The following is a 13,168-nucleotide window of genomic DNA, read 5'->3' as shown; positions in this document are numbered from 1 at the left end:
GAGCCTGGAGGCGCGGCGTGCGCCCGGCGCGCCGGCCGGACGGCGACCGCTACATGCGCTCCGGCGCCGTCACGCCGAGCAGGCCCAGCCCGTTGCGGACGACCTGGCCGGTGGCGTCGTTCAGCCAGAGGCGCGTGCGGTGCAGGTCGGTCACGGCCTCGTCGCCGAGGGGCGTGACCCGGCAGGCGTCGTACCAGCGGTGGTAGAGCCCGGCGAGCTGCTCGATGTACCGCGCCACACGGTGCGGCTCGCGGAGCTCGGCAGCCTGGCGCACCACGCGCGGGTACTCCGCCAGGGCGCCGAGCAGGGCCCCCTCGGTGTCGTGCGTCAGGAGCGAGGCGTCGAAGGCCGACCGGTCCACCCCGGCGTTCGCGGCGTTGCGGGCCACGGACTGCGTGCGGGCGTGGGCGTACTGCACGTAGAACACGGGGTTGTCGTTCGTGCGCTTCGTGAGCAGGTCGAGGTCGATGTCGATCGCGGTGTCGCTGGCGAACCGGACGAGCGAGTACCGGCCGGCGTCCACGCCCACGGCGTCGACGAGGTCCTCCATCGTGACGATCGTGCCGTTGCGCTTCGACATGCGCATCGGCTCGCCGTCCTTGAGCAGGTTGACCATCTGCCCGATGAGGATCTCGAGGTTCTTGCCCGGCTCGTCCCCGAACGCGGCGCACATCGCCATCATCCGGCCGACGTAGCCGTGGTGGTCCGCGCCGAGCATGATGAGGTTCCGCTCGAACCCGCGCTCGCGCTTGTCGAGGTAGTACGCCAGGTCGCCGGCGATGTAGGCGGGCTCGCCGTCCGACTTGATGACGACGCGGTCGCGGTCGTCGCCGAAGTCGGTGGTCCGGAGCCACTCGGCACCCTCGGCCTCGTACATCACGCCCTCCGAGCGGAGTCGCTCGATGGCGCGCTCGACGGCCTTCGACTCGTGCAGGGCGTTCTCGTGGAAGTACACGTCGAAGTCGACGCCGAAGTCGTGCAGCGACGACTTGATGTCGGCGAACATGAAGTCGACGCCCTCGCGCCGGAAGAGCTCCTGCGCCTCGTCGCGCGGCAGGTCCTCGACGTCGACCGACGGGTCGAGCGTCGCGATCACGCGCGCCGCGATCTCGGCGATGTACGCGCCGCCGTAGCCGTCCTCGGGCGTCGGCTCGCCGAGGGCCGACGCGACGAGGGAGCGGGCGAAGCGGTCGATCTGCGCGCCGTGGTCGTTGAAGTAGTACTCGCGGGTGACGAGGCCGCCCTGCGCCTGGAACACCCGCGCGAGGCTGTCGCCCACCGCGGCCCAGCGCACGCCGCCCATGTGGATCGGCCCGGTCGGGTTCGCGGACACGAACTCGAGGTTGATCCGCACGCCGTCGTACAGGTCGCCGTGCCCGAAGGACTCGCCGCCCTCGACGATCGTGCGCGCGATCTCGCCGGCAGCGGCGGCCTCGAGCGTGATGTTGATGAAGCCGGGGCCCGCGACGTCGACCGAGTCCACGCCGTCGAGCTCGGTCAGCTCACCGGCGATCTCCGTCGCGAGCTCGCGCGGGTTCGTGCCGAGCCGCTTCGCGAGCTGCATCGCCGCGTTCGAGGCCCAGTCGCCGTGCGCGCGGTTCTTCGGACGTTCGAGTGCCGCGTGGGACTCCTCGATGGTCACGGTGTCGGACGCGCCTCGTCGCTCGACGATCCCGGTCAGGATCGACAGGTACGCGGCGGAGAGTTCGGCAGGAGTCACGAGGGTCGAGTCTACCGGGACGCACAGGTCCTCCCCGGTCGATGCACCATCATGTCGGGATGACCACCCGCAGCCGCGTCCGGGCGATCAGCGTCGCCCTCCTCACCGTGTCCGCGTCCGTCGCCCTGGTGGCGTGCTCCGGCGGCGGCTCGGACGGCGCCACGCCGAGCGCCACGGCGGGTCCGATCGGGAAACGGGTCGCACAGACGTGCACCGAGCTCCTGCCCGCCGACGCCCTGTCCGTCTACGGGAAGACGTTCACCCTCGACGACGACTTCACGCCGGAGAAGGGGACCCCGGCGGCGCGCATCGCCGAGCAGCGGGGTCGCGTGTGCCACTGGAGCGCGACCGACGACGCCTCGACGACGATCACGGTCGCCGTCGCCGACCTGCCTGAGAAGTCGCTCACGAACCTCAAGGACGCGCTCTACGAACGGGGCGGATCCGTGCCGACCTACCGGGTCGAGGGGTACTTCTCGCTCACCGACGGCGTCGGGCGCGCGGACGCCTTCGCCGACCCGTACTGGATCACAGCGACCTCCACCCTCTTCACCGAGCCCGGCGGCGCGCAGCCGGTCGTCGACGCGGTGCGGAGCGTCGTGCAGCCGAGCGCGTCCGCGACGCCGGCCGGCTGACCCGACACGGGTCGGACGGGAGGCGCGGTGCGGGCCCGACCCGCGCCTCCCGTCACGACACGCGTGGTCTCGGACAGCCGTGCGGACCTGCTACGGTTGGTTCCACCCAGGGCCCCCATAGCTCAGGGGATAGAGCACTGCCCTCCGGAGGCAGGGGCGGAGGTTCGAATCCTCCTGGGGGCACAGTGACATTCCCGCGCAAGGCGAGTTCTTCGCTTCGCTCAGGACGCGCCGCGCGATGTCGGCTTCGCCGACCTTCCCTCTGGGAGCAGTCGGGGCAGGGGCCATCGGGGGCGCACAACGCGGTAGCGTCGGGCGCATGAGCCTCGTGTTTCCGGAACCTGGTGTTGCGCCGCTGCGAGGTGGGCCGAGGCTCGGGTGGGGCGTGATCGGTCCCGGCGAGATCGCGGGCGACTTCACGTCGACGCTCCACGCCAACTCCGACCAGCGCGTCGTCGCCGTCGGCTCCCGCTCCCCCGAACGCGCCGCCGCCTTCGCCCGGCGACACGGGATCCCCGGCGTGCACGGCTCGTACGAAGCCCTCGTCGCCGACCCCGCCGTCGACGTCGTCTACGTCGCCTCACCGCACCCGCAGCACCTCGGCCACGCGCTCCTCGCGATCGCCGCGGGCAAGCACGTCCTCGTCGAGAAGCCGATGACCACGTCCGAGGCGGACACCCGCACCGTCGCCGAGGCCGCCCGTCGCGCCGGGGTGTTCGCGATGGAGGCGATGTGGACCCGGTACCTCCCGGGGACCACCGTCGTCGCACGGCTCCTCGCGGACGGCGCCCTCGGCGACGTCCGGCTCGCGTCCGTCGACGTCGGCTGGCCGCACGACCCCGACCCCGCCGATCGCATGTTCGACCCCGCCGCCGGCGGCGGCGCCCTCCTCGATGCCGGCGTGTACGGGCACTGGTTCGCACGGTTCGCCACCGGCACCCCGGTGACCAGCAGCACGACGGGAGCGGTCTCCGGACGCGGGGTGGACCTCCAGTCCGTCACCGTGTCGACGTCGGCCGGCGGCGCGCAGGCCGTGGTGACCACGACGATGACGGCGTGGACGCCCGGACTCGCGGTCATCGCGGGGAGCACGGCCACCGTACGGTACACCGACCACTTCGTGTTCCCGGCGTCCTTCGCGCTGCACCACGGCGCGGAGACGGCGCACTGGGAGGACGAGAGCGGCCTCCGTGGCAGACAGGGCCTCGTCTGGCAGACCGCGGCGCTCGCGCAGGACGTCGCCGAGGGGCGCACGGAGTCGCCGCTGCACTCGCTCGACGACTCGATCGACCTCGCCGCGACGCTCGACGCGGCGCGGTCCGCGCTCGGTCCCCGGGCGGACGCCCCCGGTGTTTCCGAACGCGACACGTCCACCCCCTAGGATCACGGGCCGGTCGACCCCGCACGCGACCGGGAAGAGGACTCGATGACCGCAGCCACCGGGAACCCGCAGCACGAACTCGCCCGGGGCGCCGACGCCCCAGCACCACGGACCCTGCTCGACGTCCTCACCGCGACCGCCGCCGAGCACCCCGACGCCACCGCGCTCGAGGACCCGGCCGGCACGATCGACTACGCGACGCTCGTGCGACTGGTGCACGAGCAGGCCGACGACCTCGCGCGACGCGGGGTCCGACGGGGCGACCGGGTGGGCGTCCGGATCCCGTCCGGCGGGCGCGACCTGTACGTGTCGATCCTCGCGGTCCTCGCGGCCGGCGCGGCGTACGTCCCGGTGGACGCCGACGACCCCGAGGAACGCGCCACGCTCGTGTTCGGCGAGGCCGGCGTCGTCGGCGTGATCGGAGTGGGCGGCGTCCTGCGTGACCGCGACGGCGCGGAACTCCCGGTGACCGACCCCGCGGCGAGCGGCGAGCTCCCCCGGCAGGACGACGACGCGTGGATCATCTTCACGTCCGGGTCGACCGGTGTGCCCAAGGGCGTCGCCGTGACGCACCGGTCCGCGGCGGCGTTCGTGGACGCCGAGGCGCGGATGTTCCTGCAGGCCGCGCCGATCGGTCCCGGCGACCGGGTGCTGGCGGGTCTGAGCGTGGCGTTCGACGCGTCGTGCGAGGAGATGTGGTTGGCGTGGGGCCACGGTGCGTGCCTGGTGCCGGCGCCGCGGTCGCTCGTGCGCACCGGGGTGGACCTGGGGCCGTGGCTCATCGCGCACGGGATCACGGTGGTGTCGACGGTGCCGACGCTCGCGGCGCTGTGGCCGGACGACGCGCTGGAGCAGGTGCGGTTGGTCACCTTCGGTGGTGAGGCCTGCCCGCCGGAGCTCGCTGCGCGGATCGCGAGCCGCGGGCGGGAGGTGTGGAACACGTACGGTCCGACCGAGGCGACGGTGGTGGCGTGCGGTGCCCTGCTCGACGGGAGCACGCCGATCCGGATCGGGTTGCCGTTGGACGGCTGGGACCTCGCGGTCGTGGACGCGGCGGGTGCCCGGGTGGAGCCCGGGGGTGTCGGGGAGCTCGTCATCGGCGGCGTCGGGCTCGGGCGGTACCTGGACCCGGCGAAGGACGCCGAGAAGTACGCGCCGTTCCCGGAGCTCGGGTGGGAGCGGGCGTACCGGAGCGGGGACCTGGTGCGGTACGACCCCGAGGGGCTCGTGTTCCAGGGTCGTGCGGACGACCAGGTGAAGCTCGGCGGTCGTCGCATCGAGCTCGGGGAGATCGACGCGGCGTTGCAGGGGCTGCCGGACGTGGCCGGGGGTGCTGCCGTGGTGCAGCGGACGCCGGCGGGCAACCAGGTGCTGGTCGGGTACGTCGCGCCGGTCACGGGTGCGACGGTGGACGTGGCGGCGGCGAACGCTCGGCTGCGCGAGGAGCTCCCGGCGGCGCTCGTGCCCCTGCTCGCGGTGGTGGACTCGCTGCCGACGCGGACCTCGGGCAAGGTCGACCGTGCCGCGCTCCCGTGGCCGTTGCCGGGGTCGTCGGACACGGCGATGCTCCCGGACACGGTGGCGTGGATCGCCGAGCGGTGGTCCGCGATCCTCGGGGTGCCGGTGGCGAGCGTCGACGACGACTTCTTCGCGCACGGCGGGGGGTCGCTGACGGCGGCGCAGCTCGTGTCGGCGATCCGTGAGCGCTTCCCGACGACGACGGTGGCCGACGTGTACGACCACCCCCGGATCGGGGCGCTGGCGGACGCGCTCGACGACTCCGGCCCGGTGACGTCGGTGCCGCGCGACGTCCGGCCGGTCCCGCCGGCGACCGGTGTGGTGATGACGGTGCTCGGGCTGCCCCTGCAGGTGCTCCGCGGTCTGCGGGTGCTGACGTGGACGGCGCTCGTGGCGGCGGTGCTGCACGCGACGACGCTACCGTCCGTCCCGGTGCTGCCCTGGCCGGCGCTCGTCGTGGCGCTCGTGCTGTTCGTCACCCCGGCGGGGAAGATGGCCGTGACGGTCGTCCTCGTCCGGGCCCTGCTCGTCGGGGTGCGTCCGGGTGACCACCCCCGTGGCGGGTCGGTGCACGTGCGGGTCTGGCTCGCGGAGCGGATCGCCGAGGCGGTGGACGGCCCCTCGACGGCAGGTGCGCCGTGGATCAGCTACTACGCCAGGGCCCTGGGCGCGACGATCGGCAAGGACGTGGACCTGCACGCGCTGCCGCCGGTGACCGGGATGCTGACGGTCGGCAAGCGGGCGTCGATCGAGCCCGAGGTCGACCTCGCCGGACACTGGGTCGACGGCGACGTGTTCCGGCTCGGCCGGGTCCGGATCGACGCGGACGCCGTGGTGCACAGCCGGACGACGCTGCTGCCGGGTGCGCACGTGGGCGTCGGTGCCGAGGTGGAGGCCGGTTCCGCGGTCGCCGACCGGGTCCCCGACGGGGAGCGGTGGGCGGGGTCGCCGGCGGAACGCGTCGGGTCGGCTCGGCACGACCGGGAGGCGCGGCCCCCGTCCCGACGCCGGTGGCTGCTGGCGTACGGGGCCGGGTCCCTGGCCGTGGCCGGGTTGCCGGTGATCGGTGTCGCCGCGGGGGTGGGGCTGGTGTGGCTCCTCGTCGGACCGGTCGCGTCCCTCCAGCGGGCCGTGCTGCTCGCGCTGGCGTGGGTACCGGTGGGGACGGTCGTCGCGGGGCTCGTGTACGCGGCACTCGTCGTGGCCGCGGTGCGGTTGCTCGGGATCGGTCTGCACGAGGGTCGGCACCCGGTGCGCTCTCGGATCGGCTGGCAGGTGTGGACGACCGAGCGGATCCTCGACGGCGCCCGGACGCTGCTGTTCCCGGTGTACGCGTCGCTCGTGACCCCGCTCTGGCTCCGGCTGCTCGGGGCGCGGGTGGGACGGAACACCGAGATCTCGACGGTCCTGCTCATCCCGGCGCTCACGCAGATCGCCTCGGGGGCGTTCCTCGCCGACGACACGATGGTGGCGACGTACGAGCTCGGCGGCGGTCGGGTGCGGATCGGTCGGTCGAAGGTGGGGCGGCGGGCGTTCCTCGGCAACAGCGGGATGACCGGCGCCGGACGTTCGGTGCCGCGCGAGGCCCTGGTCGCGGTGCTGTCCGCCGTCCCGAAGAAGGCGAAGCGCGGATCGTCGTGGCTCGGCTCTCCCCCGGTGCGGCTCCGGCGCGCCACGGCGGAGTTCGACGAGGAGCGCACGTTCCGGCCGCCGCGGTCCCTCAAGGTCGCTCGAGGCTGCTGGGAACTCCTGCGCCTCGTCGCCCCGATGGTGTCCGCGGGGATCGCGCTCGGGGTCGTCGGCACGCTGCTCGCGCTCTGGACGGCAGTCGGCATCGGGTGGACGGTGCTGCTCGCCGGGCCGGTGCTCATCGTCGCCGGTGCCGTCGCAGCGGTGGTGTCGACGATCGCGAAGTGGTCCTTCGTCGGCCGGATCGCCGCCCGTGAGCACCCGCTCTGGTCGTCGTTCGTGTGGCGGAACGAGGTGCAGGACACGTTCGTCGAGACCGTCGCCCGGCCGTGGTTCGCCGAGCAGGCGACGGGGACGCCGGCCCTCGCGGCGTGGCTCCGCAGTCTCGGGGCGACGATCGGCCGCGGCACCTGGCTCGAGACGTACTGGCTCCCGGAGGCCGACCTCGTGACGATCGGGTCCGGAGCCGCCGTGGCCCGCGGCACGGTCGTGCAGACGCACCTGTTCCACGACCGGGTGATGCAGCTCGACGAGGTCCGTCTCGACCCGGGTGCGACGCTCGGGCCGCACAGCGTGGTGCTGCCGGCGGCGGGCATCGGACCGGGCGCCACCGTCGGGCCGGCGTCCCTCGTGATGCGCGGCGAGCAGGTGCCCGGCGGGACGCACTGGTCGGGCAACCCGATCGCTCCGTGGACATCGGCGCCGCCGGTGCCGGCGCGGTCGTCCGTCGAGCACGTCGCCGTGGCAGACTCGACGGCACCGTGAAGCCCGCCTCGACGAACCCAGACGCCGACCCGTACACCCCGCACAGCGGCGACCGACGGTGGAGCGCCCACCACTACGACCTCCGTCTGGAGTACCGCGTCGCGACGAACCGCCTCGACGGCACCGCGACGATCACCGGCCGTGCGCACGAGGACCTCGACCGTGTCGTCCTCGACCTGCACGGCATGACGGTCGACCGGGTGGACGTCGACGGCAAGCGGGCGAAGAAGCACACGACCGCGACGCACAAGCTCACCGTGACCCCGGCCGAGCCCGTCGCCGCCGGCACGGAGTTCACCGTCCACGTGAGGTACCGCGGCACACCGCACCCGCTCCGCAGCCCGTGGGGCCAGATCGGCTGGGAGGAGCTGACCGACGGCGTCATCGTCGCCGCGCAGCCCACCGGCGCCCCGTCGTGGTTCCCGTGCAACGACCGACCGGACGACAAGGCCACCTACCGGTTCGAGATCACCGCCGAGGCCGCGTACGACGTCGTCGCGAACGGCGAGCTGCTCGGCAAGGAGCGCGCCCGCGCCGGCACGACGTGGACGTACGCCACGACCGAGCCGATGGCGACCTACCTCGCGACGGTGCAGATCGGGCGCTACCGCACGACGAGGCTCCGCGGCTCGGACACCCCCGTCACGCTGCACCACCCCGCCGACCTCGGCACGGCAGCGAAGACGGACTTCGGGCGGGTGCCGGACATGCTCGCCCTGTACGCGGACCGGTTCGGGCCGTACCCGTTCGCATCCTACGGCGTCGTGGTGACCGACGACGAGCTCGAGATCCCGCTCGAGGCGCACGGCCTGGCGGTCTTCGGCCGGAACCACGTCGACGGCGAGCACGGCACCGACCGGCTCATCGCACACGAGCTCGCGCACCAGTGGTTCGGCAACTCCGTGACGGTCACCAGGTGGAAGGACATCTGGTTGCACGAGGGCTTCGCCTGCTACGCCGAGTGGCTCTGGTCGGAGCACCGCGGCGGCGAGTCGGCGGACACCCTCGCGGCGACGTACCGCGACGGGCTCCTGGAGCAGCCCGAGGACCTCGTCGTGGCCGACCCGGGCCCGAAGGACATGTTCGACGACCGGGTCTACAAGCGTGGCGCCCTGGCCCTGCACGCCGTCCGCCGGTCGGTCGGCGACGACGCGTTCTTCGCCGGGCTCCGGACGATCACCGAGCGACACCGGTACGGGTCGGTCGCACCGGAGGACGTGCACGCCGCGTTCGCCGACGCAGCAGGGACCGCCGTCGACGCGGTCCGGGCCGTGACGGCACCCTGGCTCGACGAGCCCACCGTCCCCGCGCTCTAGGGATCGGTCGGCGGCGTCGCGCGCGTCAGCTCGCGGTCTCGACCAGGTCCGGAGCGCCGCCGACGTCGGCCGTCTCCGGGGTACGGTTCACCTCGGCCCACACCGCGTCGAGGGACAGCCCGACGACCCCGGCGACGGACGCGATCGTCGAGAACGCCGGCGTCGCGATGCGGCCGGTCTCGATCTTCCGCAGCGTCTCCGGCGAGATCCCGGCCCGCAGCGCCGTGTCGAGCATCGAGCGCTCCCCGCGGGCACGACGGAGCAGCGCTCCGAGCCGCCGACCACGGGCGACCTCGGCGGGGCTGAGCGGGAGACGGACCATGTGCCCACACTAATACCGGTCTTCCAGTACCGGTATGATCATCCCATGATCGAGATCCTCACCCCGGCCGAGGTCGACCGTGCCCGCGCCACCGGAGCCCTCGTCGGCACGATCCTGCAGACCCTGCGCGAGCGCACCCGCGTCGGCACGAACCTGCTCGAGATCGACCGGTGGACGAAGGCGATGATCGAGGACGCCGGCGCCGAGTCCTGCTACGTCGACTACGCCCCGTCGTTCGGACGCGGGCCGTTCGGCCACCACGTGTGCACCGCCGTCAACGACGCCGTCCTGCACGGACTCCCCCACGACCGGACCCTGCAGGACGGCGACCTGCTGACGCTCGACCTGGCCGTCTCGCTCGACGGCATCGCCGCCGACGCCGCCGTCAGCTTCGTGGTCGGCACACCGGACCCGGCCGACCTCGCCCTCATCGACGCCACCGAGCGCGCCCTCGCCGCAGCGATCGAGACCGCCGGCCCCGGGGTCCGCACGGGCGACCTGTCGCACGCCATCGGCACGGTGCTCGAGGGCGCCGGCTACCCGGTCAACGTCGAGTTCGGCGGCCACGGCATCGGCTCGACGATGCACCAGGACCCGCACGTGTCGAACACCGGGCGACCCGGACGCGGCTACACCCTCCGCCCCGGGCTGCTCCTCGCGCTCGAGCCGTGGGTGATGGCGGACACCGACGTGCTCGTCACCGACCCGGACGGCTGGACGCTCCGCAGCGCCACGGGAGCACGCACCGCGCACACCGAGCACACCGTGGCGATCACCGAGGACGGCGTCGAGGTCCTCACGCTCCCACGCTGACCGGAGCCCCTCCCGCCGCGACCGCGAGCACCACGTCGACCGCGGGGAACAACACCGAGACCGGCTGCGACATCCCGTCCAGGGCCGCCGTGCCCCGACCCAGGTCGACGTCGACGCGGGTCGGATCCACCCGGAGTCCTCGGCCGTCACGCTTGAGGACGGCCTCCTTCACCGCCCAGCACGCCGCCCGGGCAGTGTCGTCGCCGGACCGGGCGAGTTCCCCGGGCGTGAACGCGTCGAGCGGGGCTGCTGCGACCCGCGACACGCGCTCGAGGTCGACGCCGATCCCGGGTGGTCCGACGGCCAGTGCGACGAGGTCGGTGGTCCGTGCGAGGCTCACGCCGACGGCGGAGCCGTCGACCTCGGCCCAGGGGCGGCCGTGATCCGTCGCGGCGCAGTGCGGGCAGACGCGCCCCGCGCGCACGGCGGAGACGTCGACACCCGCCGCCGACGCGACGGCGGTGAGCAGCGCCTCCCGGTCCGCGTCGGGACTGCCGCCGGACCGCCGGACCGTCACCACGACGGTCTGGAGGCGCGGGAGACTCACGCAGGCGAGCCTACGTCGGGTGGTTCAGGCGTGGGTGAGCGCGATGAGCGCGACGTTCATCGTGCTGTAGAGCCCTTCGGACCGGGTCGCCTGGCGCACCCGTCCGCGGAGGACCTCGTAGCGGCCGTCGTGCTCGCGCACGAAGCCGATGACACCGCTCGCCGGCGTCGACACACGGTGGTAGCCGTCCTCGAGTGGGACGACCTCGGTGCTGGTTGTTCGCTCCATTGCAGTTCCCCTGTCTCGTTCGTCGTCGAACGCTCCCCGAGCATACCCCGGCCCGGGGTACAACACCTGCACAGGCCCGGGGTTCCACGAGGGTTCGCCCGGAGTCTGTCCGAGCGCTGCGCGGCGTGGATAGACTCCGGGCAACAGCGCTCCGGGGCGCGGTTCCGGGGGTACTCGGACCGTGACCACGGCGACGGACGGAGGACGGATGCGAGCGGTCCAGGGCGGATCGGCCACGGGCAGGACGAGGACCGACAGGGGGACGCCGGGGCTGGTGGGACGCATCGCTGCGGCACTCCTCGCCGTGTTCCTCGTACTGGCGCCGGCGGCGACGGCGCGAGCGACCGCGCCGGTCGATCTCGGTGGCGCGTACGTCCTCGACGAGGCCGACGTGCTCAGCTCCTCGCAGCAGTCCCAGATCGAGAACGCCGTGCAGCAGTTTTACACGGACACGAAGACCCAGCTCTACGTCGTCTTCGTCCCGACGTTCACGAACCCGTCGGACCACACCGAGTGGGGCGCCGCGACGATGTCGGCGAACCAGATCGACTCCGACGGCATCCTGCTGTCGGTCGCCGTCGACGACCGGAACTACGACGTCCAGCAGACGAACGAGACGAGCATCTCGTCGTCCGACGTCCAGTCCGCGGTGGACGACGACCTGCTGCCGGCCCTCAAGCAGAGCGACTGGTCCGGTGCCGCGCTGGCCTTCGCGAACGGCCTCGCCGACACCCAGGCGCCGCCGGACCTCACCTGGCTGTGGATCCTCCTCGCCGTCGTGGTCGTCGCGGTCGTCGTCGTGGTGCTCGTCATCCGGACGCGGAACAAGCGCCGGACGGCCGCCGCGACGAAGGCGCAGGAAGCGTCCCTCGCCGACCTCGAGCGGACCGCCGGCGGCGCCCTCGTGACGATCGACGACGAGCTGCGCACCGCCGAGCAAGAGGTCGGGTTCGCCACCGCGCAGTTCGGGGCCGACGCCGCGAAGCCCTTCGCCGAGGCGGTCGCCGCGGCGCAGCAAGCCGTGCGCAAGGCCTTCACGTTCCAGCAGCAGCTCGACGACGAGATCCCGGACTCCCCGCAGCAGCGCGCCGACTGGGCGAACCAGATCATCGCCATCTGCGAGCAGGCGCACGCCTCGATCGAGGAGCAGACGGAGTCGTTCGACAAGCTCCGCTCGCTCGAGGACGGCGTCGAGGAAGCCGCTGCCGCGCTCGCGCAGGCCGTCGCCGCCGCCCCGGCATCGGTCCAGCAGGCGAGCGCCTCGTTGGACCGGGTCCGCTCGGCGTACACCGGCCGGACCCTCGCGACCGTGTCGGACAGCGTCGACCAGGCCGAGCAGGTCCTCGCCTACGCGACCGAACGGTCCCAGGCGGCCACCGCAGCGATCGCCGCGGGCGACAAGGGCGAGGCCGTCGTCGCCGTGCGCGACGCCCAGCACGCCCTCGCGCAGGTGCAGCAGCTCACGTCGAGCGCGAGCGCTGCCGAGGCGAGCTTCGCCGAGGCCACCGCACGCGCCGAGGCGATGCGCGTCGACATCGAGGGCGACGTCGCCGCGGCGCGCACCCTCACCGTCGGCGGATCGGAACTCGCCGCCGCGGTCACCCGTGCCGAGACCGTGCTGCGGCAGGGCTTCGACCCGAAGGACCCGATCACCGCGGTCGACGCCCTCACCAAGGCGAACACCGAGATCGACCAGGCCATCGCCGCGGCCCGTGGCGCCGAGGAACAGCAGCGTCGGGCATCCCGTGCGCTCGACGACGCGCTCCGCGACGCCCGGAACCGGATCAGCCAGGCGCGCGAGTTCATCTCGCTGCACCGCGGCGGGGTCGGACCGACGGCGCGGACGCGGCTGTCCGAGGCGCAACGAGCACTCGACGACGCCGTCCAGCTCGCCACGACGGACCCGGGGCAGGCGCTGCAGGCAGCGCGTGCGGCCGAGCAGTACGCGGCGGCCGCGATGGACGCCGCGAACGACGACATGGGCGGCTGGGGCGGTGGCGGCGGCTTCGGCGGCGGTGGCGGCAACGGCGCGCAGCTCGGCGGCCTCGTCACCGGCATCGTGCTCGGTGGCCTGCTCGGCGGTCGCGGCGGCAGCTACGGCGGCGGCTCCTTCGGGGGTGGCGGCTTCGGCGGAGGCGGCGGCTTCGGGGGCGGCGGCGGCTTCGGCGGGGGCGGCGGAGGCGGCGGGGGCGGTTTCTCCGGCGGCGGCCGCTTCTAGACCGGGCACCACAGAC

The 13,168-nt window shown here is 73.5% G+C and carries 10 protein-coding genes and 1 tRNA gene; 7 read left to right on the top strand and 4 right to left on the bottom strand.

Features of this window, described 5'->3' with window-relative positions; translation table 11 throughout:
* Positions 1-49 precede the first annotated feature (49 nt).
* Complete coding sequence (gene argS, locus BM028_RS12450; RefSeq protein WP_092386945.1) at positions 50-1,720, bottom strand: arginine--tRNA ligase; 1,671 nt, start codon at positions 1,718-1,720, stop codon at positions 50-52.
* A gap of 59 nt (positions 1,721-1,779) precedes the next feature.
* Here argS and BM028_RS12445 point away from each other — a divergent pair, with 59 nt between their 5' ends.
* The 5 genes from BM028_RS12445 to BM028_RS12425 all read left to right on the top strand — a co-directional run bounded on the left by BM028_RS12445 (position 1,780) and on the right by BM028_RS12425 (position 9,024).
* A complete protein-coding gene (locus BM028_RS12445) occupies positions 1,780-2,355 on the top strand; it encodes a hypothetical protein (protein ID WP_070416304.1) in 576 nt (191 codons plus the stop codon).
* A gap of 111 nt (positions 2,356-2,466) precedes the next feature.
* Positions 2,467-2,538, top strand: a tRNA-Arg gene (locus BM028_RS12440).
* 202 nt (positions 2,539-2,740) lie between these two features.
* Positions 2,741-3,736 (top strand): Gfo/Idh/MocA family protein, encoded by a 996-nt coding sequence (locus BM028_RS12435; RefSeq protein WP_254789562.1) that lies wholly within the window; start codon positions 2,741-2,743, stop codon positions 3,734-3,736.
* 45 nt (positions 3,737-3,781) lie between these two features.
* Positions 3,782-7,708 carry a Pls/PosA family non-ribosomal peptide synthetase gene (locus tag BM028_RS12430; protein WP_092386941.1) on the top strand — a complete coding sequence of 1,309 codons (3,927 nt, stop codon included), beginning with the start codon at positions 3,782-3,784 and terminating at the stop codon, positions 7,706-7,708.
* Positions 7,633-9,024 (top strand): M1 family metallopeptidase, encoded by a 1,392-nt coding sequence (locus BM028_RS12425; RefSeq protein ID WP_254789560.1) that lies wholly within the window; start codon positions 7,633-7,635, stop codon positions 9,022-9,024. The genes BM028_RS12430 and BM028_RS12425 overlap by 76 nt, the downstream gene beginning before the upstream one ends.
* Positions 9,025-9,049: 25 nt before the next feature.
* Here BM028_RS12425 and BM028_RS12420 read toward each other — a convergent pair whose 3' ends face one another.
* Positions 9,050-9,346 (bottom strand): helix-turn-helix domain-containing protein, encoded by a 297-nt coding sequence (locus BM028_RS12420; protein WP_092386939.1) that lies wholly within the window; start codon positions 9,344-9,346, stop codon positions 9,050-9,052.
* 45 nt (positions 9,347-9,391) lie between these two features.
* Between BM028_RS12420 and map the strand changes: the two genes are divergently transcribed.
* Complete coding sequence (gene map, locus BM028_RS12415; RefSeq protein ID WP_071302524.1) at positions 9,392-10,159, top strand: type I methionyl aminopeptidase; 768 nt, start codon at positions 9,392-9,394, stop codon at positions 10,157-10,159.
* On the opposite strand, the gene BM028_RS12410 is transcribed toward map, so the two are convergent.
* Together BM028_RS12410 and BM028_RS12405 are read right to left on the bottom strand one after the other, a co-directional pair.
* Positions 10,143-10,706 (bottom strand): 4'-phosphopantetheinyl transferase family protein, encoded by a 564-nt coding sequence (locus BM028_RS12410; protein ID WP_092386934.1) that lies wholly within the window; start codon positions 10,704-10,706, stop codon positions 10,143-10,145. The genes map and BM028_RS12410 overlap by 17 nt on opposite strands.
* Positions 10,707-10,730: 24 nt before the next feature.
* Entirely contained in the window at positions 10,731-10,934 is a 204-nt protein-coding gene (locus BM028_RS12405) for a hypothetical protein (RefSeq protein ID WP_022905704.1), read from the bottom strand.
* Positions 10,935-11,208: 274 nt separating this feature from the next.
* On the opposite strand from BM028_RS12405, the gene BM028_RS18870 reads away from it, so the two are divergent.
* A complete protein-coding gene (locus BM028_RS18870; protein WP_175496071.1) occupies positions 11,209-13,152 on the top strand; it encodes a TPM domain-containing protein in 1,944 nt (647 codons plus the stop codon).
* Positions 13,153-13,168 lie beyond the last annotated feature (16 nt).

The organism is Curtobacterium sp. YR515 (assembly GCF_900113095.1).
In the GTDB taxonomy this organism is placed as follows: Bacteria; Actinomycetota; Actinomycetes; order Actinomycetales; family Microbacteriaceae; genus Curtobacterium.
Note: the sequence above shows the minus strand (reverse complement) of the source record. Positions and strands in the feature narration are given on the sequence as shown.

Coding starts and splice junctions, on each gene's coding strand:
- BM028_RS12445 (WP_070416304.1), top strand. CDS start 1,780: ATGACCACCCGCAGCCGCGTCCGGGCGATCAGCGTCGCCCTCCTCACC.
- BM028_RS12430 (WP_092386941.1), top strand. CDS start 3,782: ATGACCGCAGCCACCGGGAACCCGCAGCACGAACTCGCCCGGGGCGCC.
- BM028_RS12420 (WP_092386939.1), bottom strand. CDS start 9,346: ATGGTCCGTCTCCCGCTCAGCCCCGCCGAGGTCGCCCGTGGTCGGCGG.
- map (WP_071302524.1), top strand. CDS start 9,392: ATGATCGAGATCCTCACCCCGGCCGAGGTCGACCGTGCCCGCGCCACC.
- BM028_RS12405 (WP_022905704.1), bottom strand. CDS start 10,934: ATGGAGCGAACAACCAGCACCGAGGTCGTCCCACTCGAGGACGGCTAC.